This is a genomic window from Arthrobacter oryzae, assembly GCF_031454875.1.
Classification (GTDB): Bacteria; Actinomycetota; Actinomycetes; order Actinomycetales; family Micrococcaceae; genus Arthrobacter; species Arthrobacter oryzae_D.
Genome location: NZ_JAVDRQ010000001.1, coordinates 645,113 through 669,141, shown reverse-complemented (window position 1 = coordinate 669,141; position 24,029 = coordinate 645,113). Strand labels below are relative to the sequence as shown.

The following is a 24,029-nucleotide window of genomic DNA, read 5'->3' as shown; positions in this document are numbered from 1 at the left end:
AGGCCTCCTGTGACCAGTTCCGTACCCCGGTTCACGTCCAGTTACACCTGCCCTCGCCTCCTGATTTTTCGCCGTCCACATCCCGGCACCGGCCGTAGCCACGAACCGCCGATCCGAACTATGGTGGCGGCACGGCAGGGACGGATACACCGGCAGAAAGTGGCGGAATGAGACCGGAAACTGGAACGGACAGGCATCCCGTGGCGCACCAGGCCGAGTTCGGCGGCGTGGAAGTGGTGGGCACGGGAGTGGGCCCGGTCCTGGAAAAATTCCGGGACGTGGCCCGAATCGCTGTGCTCCGCGGCGGAGGCCTGGGTGACCTGCTGTTTGCCCTTCCCGCTGTTGCCGCGTTGAAGGCCGCCTACCCGGGGTCCACTGTCACGGTGCTCGGGACGCCGATCCATGCTGCGTTGGGGGAGGGCGTCGCAGGCCCGGTGGACAGCGTCTTCGTGCTGCCATTTGCCGAAGGAGTCCGTCCCGGCCCGGAGGACCGGGACGCGACAAACAACTTCTTCGCCGCGATGAAGCGGGAGAAGTTCGACCTGGCGCTCCAGCTGCACGGCGGAGGACGATACTCGAATCCGTTCCTCCTCCGGTTGGGCGCCCGCCACTCGGTGGGAACACGGACGCCGGACGCCGCTCCGTTGGAACGCACGCTGCCCTACGCCTACTACCAGCACGAGCCGCTGCGGGCCCTGGAAGTGGCCGGGCTCGCAGGGGCGCCCCCGGTTGGGCTGGAGGCACAGCTGCGGCCCCTGGACAAGTTCAGCGCAGGGGCCGACGCGCTGCTCCGGGACGGAACCGGGGCGACCGGATCCGCTGGCGCCCCGGCCGGCGTCATGGTGGTCCATCCCGGGGCAACGGATCCGCGCCGGCGCTGGCCGGCCGCCCGTTTCGCCGAGGTGGCCGCGGCCTGCGCCGCAGCTGGCTGCACGGTGCTCGTGGTGGGCGACGCCAGCGAGCGCCAACTTGCAGCGGACGTGGTGCAGGCCTCGGGCTCGGACAATGTCAGGTCCATCGCCGGCGAAGCCGATCTCGGCACCTTGGCCGCGCTGCTCGCGCGGTGTGACGTCATGGTGGCCAACGACAGCGGTCCCCGGCACCTGGCCCAGGCCCTGGGAACGCCCACAGTGGGGATTTACTGGGCAGGGAACGTCCTCAACGCAGGACCCCTGGGCCGCAGCCTGCACCGGCTGCACATCTCCTGGCTGACCCGCTGCCCGGAGTGCGGGGCGGATATCACCCAGGTGGGCTGGACCGCCCCGCGATGCGGCCATGACAGCTCGCTGGTGTCCGGGATCCGCCCGGAGGACGTTTATGCGGACGTTCAGCTGCTCAGGGCCATGAACCCTCGTCCTCGTGGCAGATCAGCATCTCCCTGATCTCACAGCCCCGTGGCTGGGACAGGGCGAACAGGATTGCCTGGGCGACGTTGGCGGGGTCGTTCAGCCTGGAGTCGTCCTGCGGCTTGTACTGCTCCGCCCGGTCGTCGAAGAACCTGGTCTTCATGCCGCCCGGGATCATGGTGGTTACCCCGATTTCCCCTCCCGTTTCAGCGGCAAGAGCATGGCTGAAGCCCACCACACCAAACTTTGAGGCGCAGTATGCTGTCGCCTCGGGCAGGGCTCGTTTACCCAGGGTTGATGCCACGGTGACCACCCTTCCCCGGGATGACTTGAGGTACGGCAGTGCCGCGCGCACCACGGCCACAGTGCCGAACAGGTTCACGAAGACCACCTTCTCCCAGTCCTCGGCCGGAACGTCCTCCAGCTTGCCGCAGCGGTCGATCCCGGCGGCCGTCACCACGGCGTCCAGGCCGCCCAGCGTTTCGGCGGCTTCCTGCACCGCCGCGGTGACGGCTCGCCGGTCCGCGACGTCCACTTCGATGGCTTTTGCCGCCGAGACGTTCCGGATGTCCCGGTCCAGGACCACGGGCGTGCCGCCCGCCTGCAGCACTGCGTCGACGACGGCGGCGCCGAGGCCGGAGGCTCCCCCGGTCACCAGCACCCGCCCGGGACCAATCGCTTCACGGGAGGTCGTGCGGGAGGTTTCGCGGAAGGTCTCTTCAGTCATGGTGTTCCTCTCATTGGGGATTCGGTTGGAGCTCAGCTCACGCGGGACAGTGCGTCCGCGAGTCCGGTGGTGGAGCGCGACGGGTGGTAGGGAACCGTGGTGCAGCGTCCGCCCCAGCTCTCCACCAGCGCCGTTTCAGGCAGTTCGGTGACGTCGTAGTCGCCGCCCTTCACCCAGAGGTCCGGCCGCAAGGTAGCCAGGCAGGCCTCAGGTGTGTCCTCGTCGAACACGAGCACGGCATCCACGAACTCGAGTGCCAGCAGCAGTTCGGCCCTGTCCTCCTGGTTGAGGATGGGCCGGTCCGGGCCCTTCACCCGCCGTACGGATGCGTCCGAGTTCAGGCAGACGATCAGGCAGTCGCCGAGGCTGCGCGCTGCGGCCAGGGCACGGGTGTGGCCGGCATGCAGGAGGTCGAAGCAGCCTCCCGTGGCCACGACGATCCCGCCCGCCTCATGCACGTTGCGGGCCAGGGCCAGCGCGTCGGTGTTGCGCCCGTGCACCCTGACCGGTTTCGGCTCCCCCGCCAGCGCGGCAACGCCGCCGTGACGCAGGAAGGAGGCTGCCTCCCGTACCGCCAGCACCGCCGCGACGTCCAGGGTATGGCCTTCCAGGAGGTGCACGGCAAGGCTGGCGGCCAACCTGTCTCCGGCCCCGCAGGGATCCGTCACCGTGGTTTTCGGCGCCGGTACGGGCAGGGCCGGCTGACCGCCGTCGTAGACGAGCAATGCGCCCTGGCCGCCCATGGTGACCATCACCGCTTTGCTCCGCCAGCGGAGCCGGAGCGCCTCGGCCACCGCCCCAACGTCATCGGCATCGCTGCCGGCCCCGCTTCCGGCTGGCCTAAGGCCTGCACCCGCCAGGCTTCGGGCTTCCGCCAGGTTGGGCGTCACCACAGCGACGCCGGGAACAGGTTCGGCCCCCGCCCGGTGGGGGTCCCAGATGATCGGAATGCGTTCGGCCAGGCCGGCCAGTACCGTCCTGAGCTCCTGGTTTGCGGTGAGGCCCCTGCCGTAGTCGGCCACCACGATCACCGCTGCCCGCTCCAGCGCGTGCAGCATTGCCGGTGTGACGGGAGGTACGGGCGGACGGGCGCACGATTCGTCGAACCGGACCACCGGGTGGCCCTCCGCCCGTACGCGGGTCTTGACGGGCGTCGGAGCCCCGGAGGAGCCGGCAACAACAGTGATGCCTTCGAGCGCGCGCTCGAGGTGCAACGCCGCTTCGTCGTCGGCGAGTACGGTCACAAGGGTCACGTTGTGCCCGTCGCCGGCGAGCATCCTCGCCACCAGTCCGGCGCCTCCGGCCCGCCGCTGCACCTTGGACACGTCCACCACCGGCACCGGGGCATCCGGGCAGAGCCGGGTGGCCTCGCCGTCGACGTCGACGTCCAGCAGTACATCTCCCACTACAACGATCCTCACGGCCTGCTCCCTGGAAACGGTCCGCCCTGGCCCCGGCGGCCCACCTCCGCGTCGAAGGCCCGGCACACGGCGTGGAGCGCAATGAGGTGGCCCTCCTGGGCGTTGGCGGAAAGGGCTTGGATGGTCACGGCCTCGTCGCAGCGGGAGGCGAGGGGATTTGGCGCGGGACCGGTGAGCGCCCACGTGGTGATGTTGAGCCGGGCTGCCGCCTCCACGGCGCGGAGAAGGTTAGGACTCTTTCCGCTCGTGGACAGCAGCATCAGCACGTCCCCGGAGCGCCCGTGGGCGCGAACCTGCCGGGCAAAGAGCTCCTCGAACCCGTAGTCGTTCGCTATCGCCGTTACTGCGGAGGTCTCGGCGTGCAGGGAGATGGCCGAGAACGGCACCCGTTCGCCGTCGAACCGGCCCACAAGTTCGGCCGTCAGGTGCTGGGCTTCGGCGGCGGAACCGCCGTTGCCGGCGGCGAGCAGCCGCTGCCCCCGCAGGAGCCGGCTTGCCAGCTCCTCACCCCAGGCGGCCAGGTGATACGCCTGGCTGCGCAGCGATTCCAGCGCTGGAATCACGTTGTCCAGGTGCCGCTGGACAACGTGGACCGAATCCGGGCTCGTGGATCCTTCCACAGCATTTGCGGGCCCCCTGCCTGCTGTTTGTCCCCGGTCTGCCGTTTGTCCCGGCGGTCGGGGTATGGGCGGCAATACGGGTGGGAGCTCCTGCTCGCGGAGCGGCCATTCGGTAGTCACAGCGCTGCTCCTTCCGCTGGCTGCATCCGACCGGACGTGGCACGGTCCGCCAGTGCCTGCCGGTAGGCCTTCTCCGTTTCGGCGGCCACCCGGTCCCACGAGTAGCGCGAGGACGCCCGGCGCTGCCCTGCCCGCCCGAGTTCGGAACGGAGCTCCGGATTGGCGAGGAGTTCGGCAAGGGCCCCGGCGATGGCGGCCGGATCCCGGGGCGGCACATGCAGGCCGGTTGCCCGGTCCACCACGGTGTCCGTGAGTCCGCCGACGGCGGCCGCAACCACCGGAACGCCGCAGGCCATCGCTTCCAGGGGCACTATGCCGAACGGCTCATACCAGGGCGTACACACCACGGCGTCCGCGCTCCGCAGGATGCCGGGCATGTCCTCCCGCGGCACCTGCCCCCGGAGGGTCACCTGGTGCTCCACCCCGAGTTCCCTGGCCAGCTCCGTGAGCCGGCGGGCCTCGGGATCCGCTTCCAGCGCGGCTGCCCCGCCCCCGCCGCCCACAATCAGGAGTTCGACGTCGTCGAACCCCGCCTCACGGAGCAGCGGCAGCGCCCTGATCACGAGGTCCACGCCCTTCCGGGGAACCAGCCGGCCCACGGAGAGGATGCGGTGGGCCCGCCCCCGCGGCTCTGCGGCGCCGGTACCCCCGAAGAGCTCCAGGTCCACCCCGCACGGGGCGATGGAAATCTTGGCCGTGTCGATTCCCATCGCCTTGAGCTCGAACACCTCATCCGAACAGGTGGCAATGATGCGGTCAGCAGCGCGGCCCACGGAGGGCTCCAGCCAGCGCCGCTGCGGCGGGCTGGTGTCGTCGCTGCCCTGGTGGCGGCGCTTGACGGTGCCCAGCGCATGGAAGGTCTGCACCACGGGCACGGCTTCGCCGCCGCTGCGGCGGGCCGCGTCCAGCGCGGCCAGGCCGGACATCCAAAAATGGGCGTGCACGAGGTCCGGAGGCCTGGCACCCCAGTCCTCCGCGATGCCCTCGGCGAGCCGGTCCATGTAGGGCAGCAGCTCGTCCTTGGGGACGTGGCGTGCCGGGCCCGCTTCAACGTGCACCACGTCCAACAGGGGCTGGATGGCCACGCGCGGAGGAAGCGCTGCGTCATCCTTCCGGGTATAGACGGTGACGTGGTGTCCCCTTCGGGCCAGGGCTATGGACAGGGCGGCGACGTGCACGTTCTGTCCGCCCGCGTCCACGCCGCCCAACGCCGCCAAGGGGCTGGCATGTTCCGAAACCATGGATATTCTCACTGGAGCTTCCTTTCGTGCGCGGGGATAAGCACCCGGGATTTCCTGAACCGCCGCGAGGCGATCTCGTCGAGAAGGGCGTCCCAGGCGCCGAGGAACGGGCCCAGGCTGTAGCGTTCCAGGGCCGCCTGACGGGCCGCCCGCCCCCGTTCCCTGGCCTCGTCCGGCTCCTGGACCAGGAGCTCGGCCTGGCGGACCAGTTCCCCGACGTCCGTCGAGATCGCACCGGCCTCCGGCGGCACCGCGCGGGCGGCCTCGGTGGTGGCAAGCGCCACCACCGGCATGCCAAGGTGCATGGCCTCGAGCAGCGCCAGCCCCAGGGAAGTCCACCGGAGGGGATGGACATACACGCGGCAGCGGGCCAGTTCCCGGTGCAGCGCATCCGTGGCAAGGTCGCCGCGGACGGTCAGGTGCGACGCCTGCAACCCGGTGTACCGGGGCAGGTCCTCTCCGCCCATGCCAAACACCTGCAGCGGCGCGGCGGCGGCGAACCGCGCAAGCAGGTCCGTGCCGGTGACCCTCCCCCGCCGGACGGGCTCATTGACCACCACGGCCAGCTTCGGAAGTTCGCCGGTATAGAGATGCCCCGGGTCCGGCACGCCGTGCTCAATGACTACAGTGGGGGTTGAGCCGGTGTCCCAGAAGAGGGCGTTGAAGTGCGTTACATGGACCACGGGTATGGCGTGCTGGTCCGCGAGCGGATGCAGGGTGAAGGGAACGTCGCCTTTGGGCGTGTTGTGTTCGAGGTAGACCGCCGGGAGCCCCGCCCCCGGCTGCCGGCCGAGCGCCCGGGCAACCTCCGCGAGCTCCTCCGGCCGCTGCAGGACGACGGCGTCGATGCTGTCCGCAGCGAGCCGGCTGAGGTCAACCTCGCGCACGGACTCGGGCCAGTTCCTGCCCCCGCGGCCCAGCCCCCAGGGCCCGCGGCCCGGAAGGACCGGCAGGAGATACTCGTGGGGTCCGCGGACGAACGAGTCCGTCCACGAACCATGGACATGCCACAGCAGGATCCTCATTAGTGCCTCACTTTCCGCCGGGTGGACAGCGAGGACACTCCGCTGAGGAGCCGTTCCACGGCGTCCACCACCTGTTCGGGCGAAACCGACGCGAGGCACGGATGGCCAGGCACCGGACACTCGCGCGCCCGGCTCAGCTTGCAGGGCGCGTTCTGGTCGCCCAGCAGTTCAAGCCGCACGCCGTAGGGAGCCCATCTGACCGCCGGAACCACGGGGGAAAACAGGCAGGCAACCGGCGTGCCGACAGCGGCGGCCAGGTGGGCCGGACCGGTGTTTCCTGTCACCAGGGCGCTTGCCCCGGCAATGACGCCCGCCAGGGTCCGCAGGTCCGTCCGTCCGCCAAGGTCCAATCCTGACGGGCCTGCCACCGTGGCTGTCAGGGTGGTCTCCGATGGACCGCCCGTCACCACCACACGGTGTCCGGCGCCCTCGAGGAGTTCCACAGCCGCAGCGTGGTGCAGCGGCGGCCACGCCCGGGACGGCGCCGAGGATCCCGGGTGCACCACCACGTACGGTCCCTCCCCCACGAGATCACGGGCATCGGGGTAGTCCCGGATCCGGAGCCTGCCGTCGTCGCCAGGCGGGAGGGTGAATCCGGCGGCCCGGGCGATCCCCAGCGCGCGCTCAGCCTCCGGCTGGTCCTCGGAAAAGTCCTCTCCCGGCCGGAGCCGGACATCCAGCAAGGCGCCGGCGTAGTCCACGGAGGCCCCGGTGATGCGCTGCACCCCGGCCAGCCGCAGCAGCAGCGCCAGCGGCAGGGGCGATTGGTGGAAAGACGTCAGGATGACCGCCTCGGTAATCCTGGAATTGCGGATGAAGGTGACCAGCCGGTCCACCGTCTCGGACGTGACCGCCGGAGCAGGGTTGACGATCCACGGGCAGGCCCAGGTGTAGACCTCGGACACGCCCGGCAGGAGGGAGCCCGCTGCGGCGCCCTGCGGGCCGCACAGCAGCACGACGTCGTTCGGCGCACCGCCGTTGGTCCGCCGCCCGTTGGCGATGGCCCGTAAGGCAGGCCCGGCCAGCAGGACGTCCCCCACGCTGTCCAGCCTGGCCGCAAGCACCCGTGTCATTGACGGCTCCCCACCGGTGCCAGGCCGAGCAGGAGCGACACCGCGCCGGAGAGGTCCACCGCCACCTCCCGGGCAGCCGCCACCTCTTCGGGCCGGGTCAGCGGCGTGGGTACGAGTATCCCCCGCGCCCCGGCGGCCTCGGCGGCTTCCATGTCGCTGCCGATGTCACCGATGTAGGCGGCTTCGGCGGCCGCGATCCCGAGCCGGCGGCAGGCGCTGAGGATCATACCGGGCGCAGGCTTACGGCAACCGCAGCCGTCCTCCGTGCCGTGGGGGCAGACTTCCCAGATATCAAAGGGACCCAGGAGGTCATCGACGCGGTCATTGACCCGGTCCACCTGGCCGCGTGACAGCAAACCGCGGGCCACTCCCGACTGGTTGCTCACCACGCCGGTGGCGATGCCCCGCCCGCGCAGCTCCGCCAGGACCCGCCGGGCGTCGGGCATCGGTGCCACCAGCCCCGGGTCGCCGTTGTAGGGCACATCCCGGATAAGGGTGCCGTCCCGGTCGAAGAGCACGGCTTTGGGTAATGGAACGCTGGAACTTCCCATACCCACCCTGTTCCCCCCGAACGGGCCGCTCAAACAGCTTTGTTGGCCGCTTCCCGGATTAGACTCCGGAACCAGGAGGTCCACAAGGGGCCGGAACGACAGAAGGGTTTCACCTATGGGGTCCACTGGGCTGTCCGTCCAGCAGCCAACGCTGCTGGTCCTGCGGGCCCTCAAACTCGGCGACCTGCTGGTGGCGGTCCCGGCCCTCCACGCGCTCCGCAGGGCCTTTCCCGGCCACCGCCTGGTCTACGCCGGACCGGCGTGGCTGGCGGACGTCCTGTCGCTGGTGGGAGGCTTTGAGCTGCTCCCTGCCAACGGGCTCGATGCGCCGCTGGCCGTAGCGCCGGGCACCGTGGATATTGCGGTCAACTTCCACGGCCGCGGGCCTGAAAGCACGTCACTGCTGGAAGCCGTTGCTGCGCAGCGGCTGATCACGCACGGCACCGCCGGCGGAGGGCCGCCGTGGGTGGAGCAGATGCACGAACGGGAACGGTGGACGCGGCTCCTCCACTGGCATGGCATCGAGGCGGACCCTCTCGAGGTGCAGCTGGCCCGGCCCCAGTCATCCAGCCTCCTGCCGGCGGCGGCTGTGGTGCATGTCGGGGCAGCTTACGGCAGCCGGCTGTGGCCGGAAACGCGATTCGCAGCCGTCGCGGCAGCCCTGGACGAGGCCGGCCATGAGGTGGTGTTCACCGGTAGTGCCGACGAACGCGAACGGGCCCTCCGCGTGGCCCGCCGGGCAGGCCTGCCCGACACAGCTGTGCTGGCAGGCTCGCAGCCCCTGGCAGAGTTCGCTGCGCTGGTTGCCGAAGCCGCTGTGGTGGTTTCGGCGGACACCGGGGCAGCGCACCTTGCCGCCGCCTACGCCCGGCCGTCCGTTGTCCTTTTCGGTCCCGCGCCGCCCGAGCAGTGGGGGCCGCCGCCGGGACCGCACATGGTCCTGACCCGGCCGAAACTGCGCCGCGGGGACGTGTTCGCTGCAGAGCCGGATCCGGCGTTGCTGGGGGTTGGCGTTCAGGATGTGCTCGCAGCCCTCCGCGAGCTCGGAGTGCTCTGATCGTTGCCTTCCTGCAGGAGGCGTTGGAGCCGCACCAGGACACGTGAGAGACGCCGTGAAACCTGCATCTGCGAAACACCGAACCGGCGGCCAAGCTCAGCCTGGCTTTCCTCGCAGAAATAGCGCCGGTACAACAGCTCCTGGTCCTCCGAGCTGAGCTCCCGGATGGCCTGGTTAAGGCAGATCAGTTCCTCGAGCCTGTCCAGCGGATCGTCATCCCTGGCGACGAGGGTATCGGCAAGCGGCGGGCTGTCAGGCCGGGCATCAACGGCGTCCAGGGAGGCGGGATGCATGCTGGCAGCGGCGGCCATCGCCTCGCGAACCGCGTCCGGCGAGACGTCCAGTTCCACAGCCAGCTCAGCGGCAGTCGGCGGATGGCCCAAGGCCTGGGCGAGCACCGGTTCAGACCGCAGAACCTCCGAACGCAGATCCTGCAGATGGCGCGGCGGCCGGACCATCCAGCACCTGTCCCGCAGGTACCTCTTGAGTTCTCCGGTGATGGTGGGCGCCGCGTAGGCCGGGAAGCTGGATCCGCGGCCGGCGTCGAAGCCTCTCGCGGCCTTGACCAGGCCCAGGTAGGCGACCTGGTTCAGGTCCGCCCTATCCCGCCCGAGCGCCTGAAACCGCGCCGCCAGCGCCTCGGCCAGATCGAGGTAATCAAGTACCAGTTGGTTTTCAAAGGCTTGCCGGATCTGGCCCGGATGCCTGTTCTGTTGTGCCAGTTGCAGAGTCTGTGGCAATTGCTGGGATTCCGACATTGTGGCTCGTTCCTCTGACGTTGGAGCGACCGGAAAGCCTGTGGCAAGACTTGTAGCAGTAGGAAACCATAAGCTTGCTTATTAAACAATGACCGGTAGCGTTAAAGCCCAAAGCGGACGCGCCGGCCGCCCAAATGCCAACCCTGAACCGCGGGGCCGGCCGCGCTTCCGGCCTCGCGGAAGGATGGTCCGGCATGCGGATAGCAATCGTCGGCGCAAGTGGAAATGCGGGCGCTGCCCTCCTCCGGCGCCTCCAACAACAGCGGGAGCGGCACCCGGATTCGCTAGAACTCGTGGGAATCTCCAGGCGCCTGCCGGACCGGTCCGCGGCGCCTTACGGCGGCGTCGAATGGCACGCACTGGACATTACCGACGACGACGGCGGCCCGCTGCGCGCTGCGCTTGCCGGCGTGGATGCCGTGGTGCACCTGGCCTGGATTCTGCAGCCAAACCACGACCTGGCGGCACTTCACCGGACCAACGTCACGGGAACCGCCAATGTCCTTCGGGCCGCCAGGGAAGCAGGCGTGGGCCAGGTGGTGTGCGCCTCGTCAGTGGGTGCCTACAGCAGCTCAGCCAAGGAACCCCGGAGGACCGAGGAATGGCCGGCCACCGGCATCCCTGCGTCGCACTACAGCAGGCACAAGGCTGAACAGGAAGACCTCCTGGACCGGTTCGAAGCGGAGAACCCGGCCATCGCCGTCGCGCGGTTGCGGCCTGCACTCATTTTCCAAAGCTCTGCCGGGAGCGAGATCGGCCGGTACTTCCTGGGGCGGCTGATCCCCAGGCTGCTCCCGGGGCAGATCAGGCTCCCCCTCCTGCCGATCCCCGCGGAGCTGGTCTTCCAGGCCGTGCATGCGGACGACGCAGCCGACGCCTACTGGAGGATCCTTGACCGCCGGGCCGCCGGCCCGTTCAACGTAGCCGCCGAACCGGTGGTCACACCGATGGAGCTGGCCAGGCTAATCCACGCGAGGCGCTGGCTCCCCATTCCGCTGCGGTTTCTCCGCGCGGCTGTCGACCTGAGCTGGAGGCTCCGCCTGCAACCCACGGATGCGGGCTGGATTGCCATGGCCGAAGGTGCACCCATCATGGACACCGGACGTGCCCGCGAAGTGCTCGGCTGGGAGCCACGCGTTTCGTCTCTCGATGCCATCAGGCAAGTGCTGGAGGGGCTGGGAAGCGGAAGGGGCAACACCGGATCCCCTCCGCTCAAGCCGCGCAGCAGGCGCCAAAAAAGGTGAAAAAACGGCCCGGGCCAAACTAATACAGCAAGGGTACTTACTATCTGATAGTAATCATGCTTACTATTTTAAGGCCAGTAATTGCTGGTTCTTGATCAGCAGCCGACCTTCTTGGAAAGAGAGCGCGAAGATGACAGAGAACCAATGGCCGCAGGACGGGAGCTACGGCACCGCTGGGGTCACACAGCACACTGCCGTCCCGACTGACGCCGCTTACCCGACAACCACAGGCACAACCTCGAAGTCGGAGACGGCCAAACAAGAGGCCGGCGACGTCGCCCACCAGGCTGCCGGGTCCGCGCAGCACGTGGCCGAAACCGCCAAGGCGGAGGCCGCCAACGTCGCCGGTGAAGTCAAGGCCAATGCCAAGGATCTGCTCTACCAGGCGAAGACGGACCTCACGGACCAGGCCGGGGCACAGCAGCAAAAGGTAGCCCACGGGCTTCATTCCATTTCCGGCGAACTGCGCACCATGGCCGACGCGTCCGACCAGCAGGGTGTGGCCAGTGACCTGATCCGCCAGGCAGCCGAGCGGTCCGCGTCCGTGGCATCGTGGCTGGAAGGCAGGGATCCGGGCTCACTGCTCAACGAGGTGAAGTCATTCGCACGGCAACGCCCGGGGACGTTCCTGCTGCTGGCTGCCGGCGCAGGCGTCCTGGCCGGCCGGCTGACACGCAGCCTGGCCGCCGGGGTGCCGGAAAGCCAGGCCGGTACAGGTTCCGTTGGCCGTTATGCCGCACCTGCCCCGATTTCCAGCGTGCCCGGTACCTACGTGCCCGACACGGGTACGGCGGTTCCGCCGCCGCCGGTGCAGATGCCGGCCCCGAATGTCAGCACGGCGGGCATGGCCGGTGCCGGCACTGGCGCAGCCGCCTACGCCGGTACGGGAACAGGTACGGACGCCTACACGGGCGTGGCGGACACCTATCCGCCCAACCCGCTGGCGGACGAAGGAACGCCGCAGGACCAGTGGGCTGACGATCCCCTGGCCGGTGACCGCGTTGCGGAATCCCCGCTCTCCGCAGACCGCGCGGAAGACGACCCGTACCGTGACGATCCCCTCCGTGGCGGTCAGCGATGAGCAGCCAGTTTCCGGATACACCCCCCACGGAGGCGCACGCGAAGGCGGACACGACCTCCCTCGGTGACCTGCTCGGGGACGTCACCCGTGACCTCTCCACGCTGATGCGCCAGGAAGTGGAACTGGCCAAGGCCGAACTGAAGCAGTCGGCCAGCCGGGCCGGAAAGGGCAGCGGCATGCTCGCCGGCGCCGGCGTGGCCGGCCACTTCGTGCTCCTGTTCCTGTCCCTGGCGCTCTGGTGGGCGCTGGGAACAGTGATGGGACTGGGCTGGTCCGCCGTCGTCCTCGCCGTGATCTGGGGCATCGTCGCCGCCGTGCTGGCCGCCCTGGGCCGCAAGCAGCTCAACGCGATCAAGGGCATGCCACAGACCACCGAGACGCTCCAGGAAATCCCGCCCACCCTCAAACCCAGCCACTAGAGCAAGGCAGACACGATGACTGAAAACCCGGACGCCATCCGCGCCGACATCGAAGCAACCCGTGCACGGCTCGGCACCAACGTCGACGCCGTGGCAGACAAAGTCACCCCGTCCAACATCGTTCACCGGCAAAGTGACAAGGTCAAAGAATCCGTCAAGGACGCCGTGTTCGGCGTAAAGGAGAAAGTCATGGGAGCAGCTGAACACACCACCGACCGGGTCCACTCAGCGGCCCACGCCGGCCCTGCCGGAGCAGACACAGGCGTCGGCACGCGTCTCTCCGACGCCGGCGCCGCCATCGGTGAGGCACCGCACCAGGTCAAGGCCAAAACCCAGGGCAACCCGCTCGCCGCCGGACTGATCGCGTTCGGCGCCGGCATGCTGCTCTCCTCGCTGATCCCCGCCAGTGAAAAGGAACGCGAAGCCGCCGAAGCCCTGAAGGTCAAGGCCGAACCGCTCACCACCGAGCTGACCGAAGCCGCCAAGGACATGGCCGAAGGCCTGAAGGCACCCGCGCAGGACGCCATGGAAAACGTCAAGGCCACCGCCGCGGAAGCCACCGACCACGTCAAGGCCGAAGGCCAGACCGCCGTCGACGACGTGAAATACCGCGCCGCGGACGCCAAGGACAACGTCCAGCAGGCGTAACTACGCCGATATCCATCAGGCCTGCCCCGCCCCTGCGGCGGGGCAGGCCTGACCGGCAGAAGTGAGGAAATTTCCCATGGCCAAGAACCCCGCCAACGCAGCCAACGCCAACGCCGACGCTGAAACCGATGAAAGCAGCACCGCAAAGGCGCGGACTGCACCGGCCCCGGACGATTCCCGCAAACCGGACAGCCCCACCGACGTCTCCAAGCCGTCCTGGAAGTACATCACCAAGAAGACCTTCCGGGAATTCACCAAGGACCAATGCGCCGACCTCGCGGCGGCCCTGACCTACTACGGCGTCCTGTCCATGTTCCCGGCGCTCCTGGCCCTCGTTTCGTTGCTCGGTATCTTCGGGCAGGCGGAGAAGACCACGGAGGCAATGCTGGAAATCGCCCAAGGCGTTGCTCCCGGCGCAGCGCTGGACGTGATCAAGCAGCCCATCCAGGAGCTGACCAGCTCATCTGCCGCCGGCTTCACCCTGATCCTCGGTATCCTGACCGCCCTCTGGTCCGCCTCCGGCTACGTCGGAGCTTTCGGCCGGGCCATGAACCGTATTTACGAAGTCGATGAGGGCCGCCCCTTCATCAAGCTGCGCGGTGCCATGCTGGCGGTAACCGTGACCACCGTGATCATCGTGGCGCTGACGGCGGCCATGCTGGTGCTCAGCGGCCCTGTGGCCGAGGCGGTCGGGAATGCCATGGGCCTGGGCGGGGTCTTCCTGACGGCGTGGAACATCCTCAAATGGCCCGTGGTGGTGCTGCTGGTCATCGCGGTGATCGCCATCCTCTACTACGCCACGCCCAATGTTAAGCAGCCTAAATTCCGGTGGATGAGCCTTGGCTCCTTCATCGCCCTGATGATCTTCGTACTTGCCTCCCTGGGCTTCGGTTTCTACGTGGCCAACTTCGGCAACTACAACAAGACCTACGGCGCGATCGGCGGCGTCATTGTGATGCTGCTGTGGCTCTGGATCCTGAACATGTCGCTGCTCTTCGGCGCCGAATTCGACGCCGAAATGGAGCGCGGCCGCCAGCTCCAGGCCGGCATCGAGGCGGAGGAAACCATCCAGCTGCCCCCGCGCGACACCAAACAGAGCGACAAACTGCAGGTCCGCGAGGAAGAGGACATCCGCCGGGGCCGCGACCTGCGTGAACGCCACGACCGCGAGCGCCGCGACCGGGAGAGCTCGGAACAGGAGCGCCGGGAACGGTAGCCCAGGAACCAAGGACCGCCGGGCTAGGGACCAAAGCCCCTAGCGCAAACCACCTTCCCGGTCTCTACTGAGGGGACATTGCTCCGGCAGCGCCTAGGAGGGGAGGTTCCATGCCGGCTACAGCAGGGAAACCGGACGGCCCGGTAGCGGTGGGCTACGACGGGTCCGAGCCGTCCGAACTGGCAGTCCGCTGGGCCGCCGGATACGCCGCCGCCACGAAACGGAAGCTCAAGGTCATCCACGCCTGGGTATGGCCTGTCTTCACCAAGAACCTTGGCCCTGTCAAAGGGGTTTCAGGCAGCGGCCTGCGCCACGCCGCCGAAGCCACCCTGGCGGAAGGCCTGGACCTCGCCCGGTCGGTCGCGGCCGAACTCCGCGCCGAGCTGGACGTCGAAGGCGTCATCGAACCTGGTCTTCCCAGCCAGGTCCTCCGTCCCGCGGCAGAAGGAGCGAGTATCCTCGCCGTCGGCCACCGCGGCGTGGGCCGGCTGCTGGGCCAGCTGGTGGGTTCGGCCTGCCTTGACCTGGCCGTCCACGCGCCCTGCCCGCTGATGGTGGTCCGCTACCCGAGCCGTCCGGGCCAGCCCATAGCTGCCGGAATCGACGAAAAGCCCCGGAACCGGATAGTGGTGGCGGACGCGGCCCGCATGGCAGCAGAGTTGAACGTCCCGCTGCAGCTGATCCACGTGGCCTGGGAGCACGGCCACGGAGCGCACGGCCGCCACGGACCCCTCCGCGGCAAGGAGCTGCTGGACCAGGCAGTGGAACAGGCTCAGGAGCTTGCCCCCGATGTCCCGGTGGAGGGCATCCTGCTGGAGAGCCACCCGGTCCCGAAGGAACTCCTCGCAGCAGCCGCCCAAGCCGACGTCCTGGTGCTCGGGGCGCACCACCGGGAGGGCCACCCGGGAAGCACGGTGTCGTCTGCTTTGGAGCGGGCACTGTGCAATGTGCTGATCACGCGGTGATGAGCGTTCAGGGATAACGGCTTGTTTCCCGGGCCCGCCAGCCAGGCCGGGGAAGCAGAACAGGAAGTGTGCCGTGCGTGCTTGGTGGGTGGGCAAACCGGGCCCCGTGGCGGGGCATCCGCTGATGTTCGGTGAACGCCCAGATCCCGCCCCCGGACCGGGCGAGGTACTGATTTCCGTGCGTGTCTGCGGTGTGTGCCGCACGGACCTCCATCTGGCCGAAGGCGACCTCCCGCCCCGCCGGCCCGGGATCATCCCGGGCCATGAAGTGGTGGGGGAAGTACTGGAGCTTGGCGACGGTGCCGCCAGGTTCCGGACCGGGGAACGTGTGGGCGTGGCCTGGCTGGGCGGCACCTGCGGGCGCTGCCGCTTCTGCCGGCGGTCGGCGGAAAACCTGTGCCTGTCCCCCACCTTCACCGGCTGGGACCGGGACGGCGGCTACGCGGACAGGGTTACGGTGCATGAGGACTATGCCTACCGGATACCGGAGGCCTTTTCGGACGAGCAGGCCGCGCCGCTGCTTTGCGCGGGCATCATCGGCTACCGGGCGCTGAGCCGGGCCGAGGTTCCGGAGGGTGGCCGCCTCGGCATCTACGGCTTCGGCGGCTCCGCGCACCTGGCCGCCCAGGTGGCTGTGCACCGCGGGGCCAGCGTGTACGTCATGACCCGCTCGAAGCAGGCCCGTCGCCTGGCACTGGAACTCGGGGCGGTTTTCGCCGGGGATGCCGACGACGAACCTCCCGTGCCGCTGGATTCGGCCATCCTGTTCGCGCCGGCGGGCTGGCTGGTGCCGCAGGCGCTGCGCGCCCTGGACCGCGGGGGCACGCTGGCCGTGGCGGGAATCCATCTGAGCGACATTCCACCCTTGCATTACGGGTCCGAACTGTTCCAGGAACGCCAGCTGCGCAGCGTCACCGCAAATACCAGGGCCGACGGCGAAGAGTTCCTTCGCGTCGCAGCTGACATTCCGCTCCGCCCCACCACCGCGTCCTATCGGCTGGAGGCAGCGGGCCAGGCCCTGCAGGACCTCGCGGAGGACCGCATCACCGGAGCGGCGGTTTTGCACGTCTCCTGATATGGCTAGCCCGTGACATGACTAGCCCGGCGGCTGGAGCCGGGCCGGCGCGGGAAGTTCACGTCCAAGTGCCCGAAGGTACGCCGCGAAGCCCTGCGGCGCGCGGGCATGCGTTCGCCCGGACGTAAGGACCCGGATGGTGTCCGTAGCCACCACGGCGAAGGCGCGACGACGCAGCCGTTCCACCAGGGCACGGTCTTCGTGCACATGCAGTCGGGGAAATCCGCCGGCGGCGAGGTAGGCGGACCCGCGGACGCCGAAGTTGGCCCCGTAGATGTGCGGGTGGTCCTCCAGGAAGGGGTGCCGCTCCAGCCAGCGGCGCAGAATCACCGGGTCCATGCCGGCGGGATCCGGTTCCACGGAACCCAGGACGGCGTCGGCGCCGGCGTCGGCCAGCTCCACCTGGCGCAGCAGCCAGTTCTCCGGAACGGCAGAGTCGGCGTCGGTATTGGCCAGCCAGGTGCGGGCCGCCTCGGAATCCGCAGAGGCCAGCGCGGCCCTGACCCCGGCCGCCCGGCTCGACCCGGTGCTGCGCAGCCGGACGTCCACAGCCACAAAACGCGCGTCGGCCGCGACGTACGCCGCAGTGATGTCCGCAGAACGGTCTGTGCAGCTGTCCAGGACCACGGTGATTGTGGCCCGGACTTCCGGACGTTCTCCCTGCAGTGCGTCGGCCGCGGCCCGCAGCGACGCCAACGCCCGGCCGATGTGCTGGTCCTCGTTGTGCGCCGGCATCACCACCGCCACCCGGCTGATGTCCTGACTGGCGGAAAGAGGGTCCGCCGCCGGGCACTCCTGTGCTGGCTCGGTCATCCCGGGGCGCCTCCGGATTCACGGCCGGGATTCCTGGCCGCAGCGGAGCCCTCTTCCGGGGCCACGAGCACTTCCAGGACGAAGTCCTTCTCCCGGTAGATACCTTTGGTGTGCCAGCCAAGCTGCCGGCGTGCCAGGGCATGGACAGTGTCGCCGTCGAGCTCCCAGCCTGCAATGGGATGCCGCCAGTGGCAAAGGACCAGCGTTCCCCCGGGATTCATGGCGGCCTGCACGCGGGTGAACAGTTCGGCCAGTTCGGCCGGCGTCAGGTAGTACCCAACCTCCGAAACGGCGACCAGGTCAAAGGTCCCGCCGGGCCACTGCTGCGGAACCGTGAGGTGCAGTGTCCGCGCGGACGCATGGCCGGACAACCGTTCCGCGGCCTGGGCCAGGGCGGCGCTGCTCGCGTCAACCGCCACGAATTCGCGGCAGCGGGCTGCGAGTTCCACGCTGAGCGTTCCGATGGAACAGCCGATTTCGAGGCCGGCGCCGTAGTCACCCTCCGGCAGGACGGCGAGGGTGAGCGCCCGTTTGCGGCGTTCATACCAGCTGCCGGTGTAGTTCCAGGGGTCGGTACTCCTGCCGTGCACGGCGTCGAAGATCCGCTCGGCGTCACCCGCGCTGTTGGTCCCGCCGGCTGGTCCGTGCCAGGCGAACGTTTCCCAAGGCCGGGAAAAGTGCTCCAGGAAGGCCGCGGAAAGGAGCGCCCCGTCACCGGGCTGCCGGGACAGCGGCTGTGTCTGCGAGGTGTGGGCATCCATGGCCGCTGCCTTGGCCCGCTGCTCGTCGGGCGTCAGCGGCACCCGCACCCAGGACTGCCAGGCGGAGTCGGCGGGCGATGCCCACAGCCAGTACCAGATGGGGTATTCCAGCAGCCCGTGGCCGCCTTCCGCCGCCACTTCTGCCGCCACTGAACCCAGGGCGTCGTGGTCCGCGTGGCCGTCGGCGCGGTAGGGCGCCACGATGGCCACCCGGTCCGCGGGACGGCCCGACGCTGCGATCGCTTCCCGCAGGGCAGCGGTGATGCGGTGACGGTCGGCTGCAACCTTCCCGTCCGTAAGGTGCAGGAACCGCCAGGAAGCGGCCGGGACCAATTCGGACACGGCAGCGCCGAACTCACCGAGCCGGACGGCGGCGAGCTGTTCCGGCGTCGTGGTCCGCGACCCCGGGTGCGATGCCTCCCCTGCCGTGCAGAGCAGCACGTCGACTGCCGCGCCGGCGGCGTGCAGCCGGGACAGGAAGCCGCCGGCGCCCAGGGTTTCATCGTCCGGATGCGCCGCCAGCATGATGAAAGTCATGGCTGCGAGCTCGCCCGCATCGAGGGCAAGCTCGGGGAGCACCGCAAGGCCGCTGGCCTCCCACTCAGACTCGGCGGTGCCGGCGTCCGTATGCGAGAAGGTCACCATGAGCGGTCCCCTTTCAGTGTGAGGGCACCGAGCTGTGCGTCGTCCCGCATGGCGTGGTGCTGGCGGATGTACAGCGACAGGTCCGCCATGCGCTTTCCATACGCCTCGTTGAAGGCCAGCGGGCCCGGCCCCAGATTCTGCGCCGCCAGCGACTGGACGCGTTCGACGGCGGCGGCAACAGTTCCGCGGACGCGCAGGGCTTCGCTCCATGCGCCGGAGCCGGACAGTTCGCCGGCGTCGATCCGCTCCGCAGTGCGCGCCAGGTACGCGGACAGGGAGGTGATGATCCGGTCCGTTTCGCCCAGGTGGGCCAGCGCGATCTGGTCAGGCTCACGTCCCTTGTCCGCTGCGGCGGCCAGGGCGGCGGTGAAGTCGCGTGCCACGGCAACGGCTCCGCCGAACCAGCACGCCGCTACGCCCATGCCGCCCCAGGCGAAACCCGGACGCTGGAAGTACCAGCCCGTTCCGCCGACCGGAAGGGCGCTGACACCGTCAAAGTGCACGGTGCCGCTGGGGATTTCGCGCAGGCCCCGGCTGGTCCATTGCGGGGTCTCGCAGGAGACCCCGGAGGCGTGCAGGTTGACGGCGAAGGCCGCCCTGCCGTCGGCGAGATGGGCGGTGAGGACGGCACCGTCCAGTTGGGCAGCCAGCGAGCACCATGGTTTGGAACCGTTCAGGACATAGGTCCCGCTGCCGTTCGCCGCTGCCTCTAGCCGCAGCCCAGGGCCCTCGGCGGCAAACACACCCCAGGCACCGCCGGCAGCTCCCGGTATGGCTTCAGGCGCCTCGCTGGATATCTTGCTGCCTTCGCGGTTTAGGGCACCGGCCTGGGCCAGGATGGCGACGGCGTCAAGGTGCGGTTCCAGCACCCTGCCGGCCGCCACGTCCACAGCGGTCACGGATGCCAGCAGTTCCCACAGCCGGGCCGTGCTTCCCTCGCCCGGCCGGGGTGCCGTCCGCCCTGCGTCGCGCGCCAGCGCCAGCAGGGCCGGAACATCTCCTACGGCTTCGCGTACCGAACCAAGCAGCGGTGCCATGGCGTCGAGCTGCTCCGGTGCGGAACTGATGCGCACCGCGCGCGGACCCGCATCAACTCCGCCCGGGCCCGTCAAGGCGCCGTCCGAACCACCGTTCCTGCCGGAATCCATTCCCCGGGCCGCGACGGGTTTCAGTCTTCGTCCGGGGTGGTGACGGAGGCCGCCGGGGTCATCGTTTCGGCGTTCACCATCCAGGCCAACTGCTCCAGGCGGGCAATTCCGGCGTGCAGGAGGTCGGCGCTGGTGGGGTCTTCCTCGTCAACCTCGTCATGGACGTCACGCATGGTCTTCACGGTGCGCTCCAGCCGGGCCGTTATCAGCTTGACTGCGTCCTTGGTGGAGGTAAGCCCCTCGGGGAACTGTTCCAGCCGGGTGTCCGAGGAAACCGTGGCGCTGCGCCCGTCGGGCAGCGCGTGCAGGGCACGCATGCGCTCGGCCGTCTCGTCCGCGAAGAGCCGGACGCTGGTGACGATTTCGTCGAGCTGGAGGTGGAGGTCCCGGAAGTTGGTTCCCACGATGTTCCAGTGCGCCTGTTTGCCCTGGACGTGAAGTTCGATCAGGTCGGTGAGGACCATCTGGAGATTGGTGGCAAGGGTCGGTGATGCCTTCATTTCTTCCTCCACTGCAGGCGTTACGGGACGGGGTCGTCCAGCATTAGCTCATTCTAAGCATACTTAGCATCTCTGCGGAGCCGGCTTCTCCTACGGCGAAAACTGCCGGCGTTCCTGCCTGTGGTTTGCCTGCGCTTTGCTTGCGCGTCAGCGCACCACGGCCAACGCGAAGCCGTCCCAGCCCTTCGATCCCACCGTCTGCATGACCGTGGCGTCAAGGCGCGGATCCTCCCCCATCATTTCCAGGGCACTGATGATTCCCGGGGCATTGATCTCGTCCATGGACGGATCGAGCAACGCGCCCTCCCACACCACGTTGTCCATCACGATGGCGGTGCCCGGCCGGCCCAGCCTTACGGCCCAGTCGAGGTATTGGGGGTCGTTTTCCTTGTCCGCATCGATGAACACAAAATCGAAGGGTCCCCGGCCGTCATCCAGCAGCTGCGGGAGGGTGTCCAGCGCGGCACCCACCCGGATGTCCACTTTGTTGCCAACGCCCGCGGCGTCCACGTTGGCGCGAGCCACCCGGGCATGTTTGGGGAGGTATTCGCACGTGACGAGCTCGCCGTCGTCGGGCAGTCCCTCGGCCATCCAGATGGTGCTGAAACCGGCCAGCGTGCCGATCTCCAACACCCGCCGGGCGCCCGAGAGCTGCACCAGCAGCTTGAGCAGCTTCCCGGCGTTGGGCGCCACTTCGATGGGCGGCATGCCGGCCTCGACGGCGGACGCTACGGCCCGCTTGAGCGGGCTGCCGGGGCGGACCACGACGTCGGACAGGTACTCCTCGACAGCTACCCACTGCGGTTCTGGCTTGTGCTCAATCATGGGGCCAGTCTGGCAGTTGCCGCTCCACCCTGGGAAGGGTCACGGACGTGTCCGGCGGTTGCTCCCGCGGCGCGGCAGCGGGCTGCGCTAGCCGGGAACGTTGGTGATGGCGTTTTCCAGCCGCTCCACCTTGCCGGTGAGTTCACCGGTATACCCCGGGCGGATGTCAGCCTTGATGACCAGCGAAACGCGGCTGCCGAAGCGGCCCACAGCCTCGGCGGCCTGTTTGACCACGGCGAAAACCTCATCCCACTCACCCTCGATGGTGGTGAACATGGAATCCGTGTGATTGGGCAGGCCGGAGTCCCGGACGATTTTGACGGCGGCAGCGACGGCGTCGTGAACCGAAGCGTCAGCGGACGCACTGCCTGCCGTGGCGGCAGAATCGGCTGCCAGGTGAGCGGGCTGGCCGGAGGGTGCAACTGAGAATGCGAGCAACATGGACCCAGTCTGCCACAGCGGAATTCCTCGAGACGTTCGTCATATACGGGTACATTCGCCGCTACCAAGGAGTAACCCGAGAGCTCAGCCGCTGCGTTGCTAACCTTGAAAAATGAACCTCGCAGTGGAACGCAAGCCCCTCCGTGCGGATGCTGCGCGCAACGTGGACAAGATCATCACCGCTGCCCGCAAGTGCTTCCGTGAGTACGGCCCGGAAGTGCCGCTGCAGACCATCGCGGTCACGGCCGGCGTCGGGCCCGCCACCCTCTTCCGGAACTTCGCGGACAAGGAGCAGCTGGTCCTCGCCGCGCTCAACCGCCAGCTGCGCCTGCGCGTGGACCCGGTGATCGACGATGCCCTGGCCGGTGCCGATGCGGCCGCCGGACTGTTCCGCGTTATCGACGCCCTGATGGCGGCCGCGAGCGAGGATGCCAACCTGCTCGGCGCAGTAGCGGGCCGCCGCGGCCTGCTGACCGGAATCACCGGCAGCCTCTTTGAGTCCGTGGCCGTCCTGCTGGGCCGCGGCCAGGGCCAGGGGACCCTGCGCACCGACATCTCCATGACGGACGTGATCCGCCTGCTGGCCATGCTCATTGGCGTGGTGGACACCATGGAACCCGGGTCGGACGCGTGGCGGCGGCCCGTGGCGCTGGTGGAGGACGCCATCCGCGCCGAGCGGCCGCACCGGCCTTTGCCTGCCCAGTCGCCGCTGCCCGGGACGGCGTTCGATTCAGTCGTCCTGCCCTGATTCCTCCTCCGGCCGGTCGGTGTCTTCATGCGGCCGGTCGTCGTGCAGCCGGCCGGCGTCCTCTGAGCCCCGGCTGTAAGGCGCCCTGCCGTCCGGCGCGTTGATCTCGTCCAGCCGCTCATTCAGGGCGTGGGCCAGGATGTCCCGCTGGAGTGCCGGCAGCGCAATGGCACCGTGGATATACGCCTCGACTTCAAACTGTCCTGCGATGCCGCCGATGCTGAAATACCTCAGCCACAGCTTTTCAATGCCCAGATCGGCATTCCGGAGCATTTCTTCGAAGCGAAGCCGCTGCTCATCCTCGTCTTTGCCCAGGGCCAAAACGCACCCCCGCTCACCGGGGTAGCTGGGTGGAAGACACCAGCTCGGCAGAGACGTCGCGCAACGACTTCCTTGCACGCCGTGACTCCATCAGGAGGTCCTGCATGGCTGTGTCCTCATCCAAGCCGTACCGGGCCATCAGGATTCCCTTCGCCACCGCGATGATTTCGCGGTGCGCCAAAGCATCCCGAAGGTCCTCGCTAAGGGTCCGGGCACTCCCGCGGGCCTGCACATTGATCAGGAATATGGTGGCCTGGGCCGCAAAAAGCTCCAGCAGGCGGACTGTGGTGTGGTCGAAGCTGTTCTCAGCGCGGGCATACAGCTTCACCGCGCCCAGGGCGGACTCTCCGGCGAGCAACGGTGCGCTGACTGAGGAGCGCAGCCCCAGCTCGGCCGCAGCGCGGGCCCACTCCGGCCAGCGCGGATCTTGCGTCGCATCAGTGACCAGCACCGGTTCGCCGCTGGCCCAGGCCTGGAGGCAGGGCCCCTGGCCAAGGTCGTACTGGCGGGCATCGGCAAGCTCCACCAGGGGGTTCGAGGCATTTGCCGTGTGCTTGCGGCCGTCAGCGTCGATCAGCGTGACTCCGGCCCCCGCTGCGCCCGGCACCGCCATTCCGGCCGCCGCGGTAATCAGTTCCAGGGCCTTGGACACTGTTTCGTCCGTTAGCAGAAGCTCGGATGCGCGGGCAAAGATGGCCGCCAGCTCATCGGCCAGGGGAAGTTTCACCGCCATGGCTGCACCGGTTCCACTGCTATTGCCGCCCTTCACGCGTCGACTGGACCTGCACTCAGCATATCCGCAGGGGACTCAGGTCACCCGTCGAAGTGGGTGTTCCGGGCATCGTTTCGAAGTTGACGCACAGCAACTCCTCGGCTGCTTCCCTCAGTGCTAACTGGCCCGGCTATCCTGCCGGCTTCTCGCGGGAATTCCGTGCAGCGCCTCCGGCCGGAGGAGCCTCATCAGGATCCCCGCCCTGCCGGGCCGCACTGTCCGACTCATCCTTGGCGGCTGATTCCTTCAGGTGGGCCTGCACATGGGCCTCGTGCAGCTGATCCGCTTCCTGCAGGTGCTGTTGAAGTTTTTCCTCGGCGTCCCTACGGCGACGGGACACCTCCCGCATCTCACGGGTGGACTCGGATCCGGCCGAGGGCAGATAGGTCCTGGTTTGGGGTTCATTGGTGGCAGCAGAAACCGCGGGCGCTTGTTCTTCGCTCATAGTCGAATCCTCCCACAGCAGGA

Annotated in this window: 27 protein-coding genes; 10 read left to right on the top strand and 17 right to left on the bottom strand. The window is 68.6% G+C overall.

Features of this window, described 5'->3' with window-relative positions; translation table 11 throughout:
• The first annotated feature begins 167 nt into the window (after positions 1-167).
• On the top strand, positions 168-1,382 hold the full coding sequence (locus J2805_RS03140; protein WP_309968980.1) for a glycosyltransferase family 9 protein: 1,215 nt from the start codon (positions 168-170) through the stop codon (positions 1,380-1,382).
• Here the strand turns inward: J2805_RS03140 and J2805_RS03135 are convergent.
• From J2805_RS03135 to J2805_RS03105, 7 genes are all read right to left on the bottom strand, one after another.
• A complete protein-coding gene (locus tag J2805_RS03135) occupies positions 1,336-2,073 on the bottom strand; it encodes an SDR family oxidoreductase (protein ID WP_309968977.1) in 738 nt (245 codons plus the stop codon). The genes J2805_RS03140 and J2805_RS03135 overlap by 47 nt on opposite strands.
• A 32-nt stretch (positions 2,074-2,105) precedes the next feature.
• Positions 2,106-3,494 carry a PfkB family carbohydrate kinase gene (locus J2805_RS03130; protein WP_309968974.1) on the bottom strand — a complete coding sequence of 463 codons (1,389 nt, stop codon included), beginning with the start codon at positions 3,492-3,494 and terminating at the stop codon, positions 2,106-2,108.
• Entirely contained in the window at positions 3,491-4,114 is a 624-nt protein-coding gene (locus J2805_RS03125) for a D-sedoheptulose-7-phosphate isomerase (RefSeq protein ID WP_309968970.1), read from the bottom strand. The genes J2805_RS03130 and J2805_RS03125 overlap by 4 nt, the downstream gene beginning before the upstream one ends.
• A 116-nt stretch (positions 4,115-4,230) precedes the next feature.
• Entirely contained in the window at positions 4,231-5,487 is a 1,257-nt protein-coding gene (locus J2805_RS03120) for a glycosyltransferase (protein ID WP_309968967.1), read from the bottom strand.
• Positions 5,484-6,500 carry a glycosyltransferase gene (locus tag J2805_RS03115; RefSeq protein ID WP_309968963.1) on the bottom strand — a complete coding sequence of 339 codons (1,017 nt, stop codon included), beginning with the start codon at positions 6,498-6,500 and terminating at the stop codon, positions 5,484-5,486. Before J2805_RS03115 ends, J2805_RS03120 begins: the two co-directional genes overlap by 4 nt.
• Positions 6,500-7,573 (bottom strand): glycosyltransferase family 9 protein, encoded by a 1,074-nt coding sequence (locus tag J2805_RS03110; RefSeq protein ID WP_309968960.1) that lies wholly within the window; start codon positions 7,571-7,573, stop codon positions 6,500-6,502. The genes J2805_RS03115 and J2805_RS03110 overlap by 1 nt, the downstream gene beginning before the upstream one ends.
• Positions 7,570-8,124, bottom strand: a complete 555-nt coding sequence (locus J2805_RS03105) for a D-glycero-alpha-D-manno-heptose-1,7-bisphosphate 7-phosphatase (RefSeq protein ID WP_309968958.1) — start codon at positions 8,122-8,124, stop codon at positions 7,570-7,572. The genes J2805_RS03110 and J2805_RS03105 overlap by 4 nt, the downstream gene beginning before the upstream one ends.
• A gap of 115 nt (positions 8,125-8,239) precedes the next feature.
• Here J2805_RS03105 and J2805_RS03100 point away from each other — a divergent pair, with 115 nt between their 5' ends.
• Positions 8,240-9,181 (top strand): glycosyltransferase family 9 protein, encoded by a 942-nt coding sequence (locus J2805_RS03100; protein ID WP_309968956.1) that lies wholly within the window; start codon positions 8,240-8,242, stop codon positions 9,179-9,181.
• Here the strand turns inward: J2805_RS03100 and J2805_RS03095 are convergent.
• A complete protein-coding gene (locus tag J2805_RS03095; protein WP_309968953.1) occupies positions 9,139-9,939 on the bottom strand; it encodes a sigma-70 family RNA polymerase sigma factor in 801 nt (266 codons plus the stop codon). The genes J2805_RS03100 and J2805_RS03095 overlap by 43 nt on opposite strands.
• Positions 9,940-10,133: 194 nt before the next feature.
• Between J2805_RS03095 and J2805_RS03090 the strand changes: the two genes are divergently transcribed.
• The 7 genes from J2805_RS03090 to J2805_RS03060 all read left to right on the top strand — a co-directional run bounded on the left by J2805_RS03090 (position 10,134) and on the right by J2805_RS03060 (position 16,587).
• A complete protein-coding gene (locus J2805_RS03090; protein ID WP_309968950.1) occupies positions 10,134-11,183 on the top strand; it encodes an NAD-dependent epimerase/dehydratase family protein in 1,050 nt (349 codons plus the stop codon).
• A 130-nt stretch (positions 11,184-11,313) separates the two neighbouring features.
• Positions 11,314-12,264 (top strand): hypothetical protein, encoded by a 951-nt coding sequence (locus tag J2805_RS03085; RefSeq protein WP_309968947.1) that lies wholly within the window; start codon positions 11,314-11,316, stop codon positions 12,262-12,264.
• Positions 12,261-12,683 carry a phage holin family protein gene (locus J2805_RS03080; protein ID WP_309968944.1) on the top strand — a complete coding sequence of 141 codons (423 nt, stop codon included), beginning with the start codon at positions 12,261-12,263 and terminating at the stop codon, positions 12,681-12,683. Before J2805_RS03085 ends, J2805_RS03080 begins: the two co-directional genes overlap by 4 nt.
• 15 nt (positions 12,684-12,698) lie before the next feature.
• On the top strand, positions 12,699-13,331 hold the full coding sequence (locus J2805_RS03075; protein ID WP_309968941.1) for a DUF3618 domain-containing protein: 633 nt from the start codon (positions 12,699-12,701) through the stop codon (positions 13,329-13,331).
• 76 nt (positions 13,332-13,407) lie between these two features.
• The gene (locus tag J2805_RS03070; protein ID WP_309968938.1) at positions 13,408-14,547 is read left to right on the top strand and encodes a YihY/virulence factor BrkB family protein; all 1,140 of its coding nucleotides are present in this window, start codon (positions 13,408-13,410) and stop codon (positions 14,545-14,547) included.
• Positions 14,548-14,657: 110 nt separating this feature from the next.
• Entirely contained in the window at positions 14,658-15,512 is an 855-nt protein-coding gene (locus tag J2805_RS03065) for a universal stress protein (protein WP_309968935.1), read from the top strand.
• 73 nt (positions 15,513-15,585) lie between these two features.
• On the top strand, positions 15,586-16,587 hold the full coding sequence (locus J2805_RS03060; protein WP_309968932.1) for a zinc-dependent alcohol dehydrogenase family protein: 1,002 nt from the start codon (positions 15,586-15,588) through the stop codon (positions 16,585-16,587).
• 21 nt (positions 16,588-16,608) lie between these two features.
• Here the strand turns inward: J2805_RS03060 and J2805_RS03055 are convergent, their stop codons facing one another.
• From J2805_RS03055 to J2805_RS03030, 6 genes are all read right to left on the bottom strand, one after another.
• On the bottom strand, positions 16,609-17,400 hold the full coding sequence (locus J2805_RS03055; protein WP_309968929.1) for a glycosyltransferase family 2 protein: 792 nt from the start codon (positions 17,398-17,400) through the stop codon (positions 16,609-16,611).
• The gene (locus tag J2805_RS03050; protein ID WP_309968926.1) at positions 17,397-18,806 is read right to left on the bottom strand and encodes a bifunctional PIG-L family deacetylase/class I SAM-dependent methyltransferase; all 1,410 of its coding nucleotides are present in this window, start codon (positions 18,804-18,806) and stop codon (positions 17,397-17,399) included. Before J2805_RS03050 ends, J2805_RS03055 begins: the two co-directional genes overlap by 4 nt.
• Complete coding sequence (locus J2805_RS03045) at positions 18,800-19,843, bottom strand: acyl-CoA dehydrogenase family protein (RefSeq protein WP_309969126.1); 1,044 nt, start codon at positions 19,841-19,843, stop codon at positions 18,800-18,802. Before J2805_RS03045 ends, J2805_RS03050 begins: the two co-directional genes overlap by 7 nt.
• A 131-nt stretch (positions 19,844-19,974) precedes the next feature.
• On the bottom strand, positions 19,975-20,454 hold the full coding sequence (locus J2805_RS03040) for a Dps family protein (RefSeq protein ID WP_309968923.1): 480 nt from the start codon (positions 20,452-20,454) through the stop codon (positions 19,975-19,977).
• A gap of 147 nt (positions 20,455-20,601) precedes the next feature.
• Positions 20,602-21,279: an O-methyltransferase gene (locus J2805_RS03035; protein WP_309968920.1), complete on the bottom strand. Its 678-nt coding sequence runs from the start codon at positions 21,277-21,279 to the stop codon at positions 20,602-20,604.
• Between the two features lie 87 nt (positions 21,280-21,366).
• Positions 21,367-21,720, bottom strand: coding sequence for a thiamine-binding protein (locus tag J2805_RS03030; RefSeq protein ID WP_309968917.1), 354 nt, complete (start codon positions 21,718-21,720; stop codon positions 21,367-21,369).
• Positions 21,721-21,832: 112 nt separating this feature from the next.
• Here J2805_RS03030 and J2805_RS03025 point away from each other — a divergent pair, with 112 nt between their 5' ends.
• Positions 21,833-22,468 (top strand): TetR/AcrR family transcriptional regulator, encoded by a 636-nt coding sequence (locus tag J2805_RS03025; protein WP_309968914.1) that lies wholly within the window; start codon positions 21,833-21,835, stop codon positions 22,466-22,468.
• Here J2805_RS03025 and J2805_RS03020 read toward each other — a convergent pair.
• From J2805_RS03020 to J2805_RS03010, 3 genes are all read right to left on the bottom strand, one after another.
• Positions 22,451-22,789: a hypothetical protein gene (locus J2805_RS03020; RefSeq protein WP_309968912.1), complete on the bottom strand. Its 339-nt coding sequence runs from the start codon at positions 22,787-22,789 to the stop codon at positions 22,451-22,453. The genes J2805_RS03025 and J2805_RS03020 overlap by 18 nt on opposite strands.
• Positions 22,790-22,802: 13 nt before the next feature.
• The gene (locus J2805_RS03015) at positions 22,803-23,558 is read right to left on the bottom strand and encodes a GAF and ANTAR domain-containing protein (RefSeq protein WP_309968909.1); all 756 of its coding nucleotides are present in this window, start codon (positions 23,556-23,558) and stop codon (positions 22,803-22,805) included.
• A 133-nt stretch (positions 23,559-23,691) separates the two neighbouring features.
• Positions 23,692-24,006 carry a hypothetical protein gene (locus J2805_RS03010; protein ID WP_309968907.1) on the bottom strand — a complete coding sequence of 105 codons (315 nt, stop codon included), beginning with the start codon at positions 24,004-24,006 and terminating at the stop codon, positions 23,692-23,694.
• Between the last annotated feature and the right edge of the window lie 23 nt (positions 24,007-24,029).

What these genes read in the sequence shown, in the direction of transcription:
- J2805_RS03140 (WP_309968980.1), top strand. Translation starts at nt 168, where the DNA reads ATGAGACCGGAAACTGGAACGGACAGGCATCCCGTGGCGCACCAGGCC.
- J2805_RS03135 (WP_309968977.1), bottom strand. Translation starts at nt 2,073, where the DNA reads ATGACTGAAGAGACCTTCCGCGAAACCTCCCGCACGACCTCCCGTGAA.
- J2805_RS03115 (WP_309968963.1), bottom strand. Translation starts at nt 6,500, where the DNA reads ATGAGGATCCTGCTGTGGCATGTCCATGGTTCGTGGACGGACTCGTTC.
- J2805_RS03110 (WP_309968960.1), bottom strand. Translation starts at nt 7,573, where the DNA reads ATGACACGGGTGCTTGCGGCCAGGCTGGACAGCGTGGGGGACGTCCTG.
- J2805_RS03105 (WP_309968958.1), bottom strand. Translation starts at nt 8,124, where the DNA reads ATGGGAAGTTCCAGCGTTCCATTACCCAAAGCCGTGCTCTTCGACCGG.
- J2805_RS03100 (WP_309968956.1), top strand. Translation starts at nt 8,240, where the DNA reads ATGGGGTCCACTGGGCTGTCCGTCCAGCAGCCAACGCTGCTGGTCCTG.
- J2805_RS03095 (WP_309968953.1), bottom strand. Translation starts at nt 9,939, where the DNA reads ATGTCGGAATCCCAGCAATTGCCACAGACTCTGCAACTGGCACAACAG.
- J2805_RS03090 (WP_309968950.1), top strand. Translation starts at nt 10,134, where the DNA reads ATGCGGATAGCAATCGTCGGCGCAAGTGGAAATGCGGGCGCTGCCCTC.
- J2805_RS03085 (WP_309968947.1), top strand. Translation starts at nt 11,314, where the DNA reads ATGACAGAGAACCAATGGCCGCAGGACGGGAGCTACGGCACCGCTGGG.
- J2805_RS03080 (WP_309968944.1), top strand. Translation starts at nt 12,261, where the DNA reads ATGAGCAGCCAGTTTCCGGATACACCCCCCACGGAGGCGCACGCGAAG.
- J2805_RS03075 (WP_309968941.1), top strand. Translation starts at nt 12,699, where the DNA reads ATGACTGAAAACCCGGACGCCATCCGCGCCGACATCGAAGCAACCCGT.
- J2805_RS03070 (WP_309968938.1), top strand. Translation starts at nt 13,408, where the DNA reads ATGGCCAAGAACCCCGCCAACGCAGCCAACGCCAACGCCGACGCTGAA.
- J2805_RS03065 (WP_309968935.1), top strand. Translation starts at nt 14,658, where the DNA reads ATGCCGGCTACAGCAGGGAAACCGGACGGCCCGGTAGCGGTGGGCTAC.
- J2805_RS03055 (WP_309968929.1), bottom strand. Translation starts at nt 17,400, where the DNA reads ATGACCGAGCCAGCACAGGAGTGCCCGGCGGCGGACCCTCTTTCCGCC.
- J2805_RS03050 (WP_309968926.1), bottom strand. Translation starts at nt 18,806, where the DNA reads ATGGTGACCTTCTCGCATACGGACGCCGGCACCGCCGAGTCTGAGTGG.
- J2805_RS03045 (WP_309969126.1), bottom strand. Translation starts at nt 19,843, where the DNA reads ATGGCACCGCTGCTTGGTTCGGTACGCGAAGCCGTAGGAGATGTTCCG.
- J2805_RS03040 (WP_309968923.1), bottom strand. Translation starts at nt 20,454, where the DNA reads ATGAAGGCATCACCGACCCTTGCCACCAATCTCCAGATGGTCCTCACC.
- J2805_RS03035 (WP_309968920.1), bottom strand. Translation starts at nt 21,279, where the DNA reads ATGATTGAGCACAAGCCAGAACCGCAGTGGGTAGCTGTCGAGGAGTAC.
- J2805_RS03030 (WP_309968917.1), bottom strand. Translation starts at nt 21,720, where the DNA reads ATGTTGCTCGCATTCTCAGTTGCACCCTCCGGCCAGCCCGCTCACCTG.
- J2805_RS03025 (WP_309968914.1), top strand. Translation starts at nt 21,833, where the DNA reads ATGAACCTCGCAGTGGAACGCAAGCCCCTCCGTGCGGATGCTGCGCGC.
- J2805_RS03010 (WP_309968907.1), bottom strand. Translation starts at nt 24,006, where the DNA reads ATGAGCGAAGAACAAGCGCCCGCGGTTTCTGCTGCCACCAATGAACCC.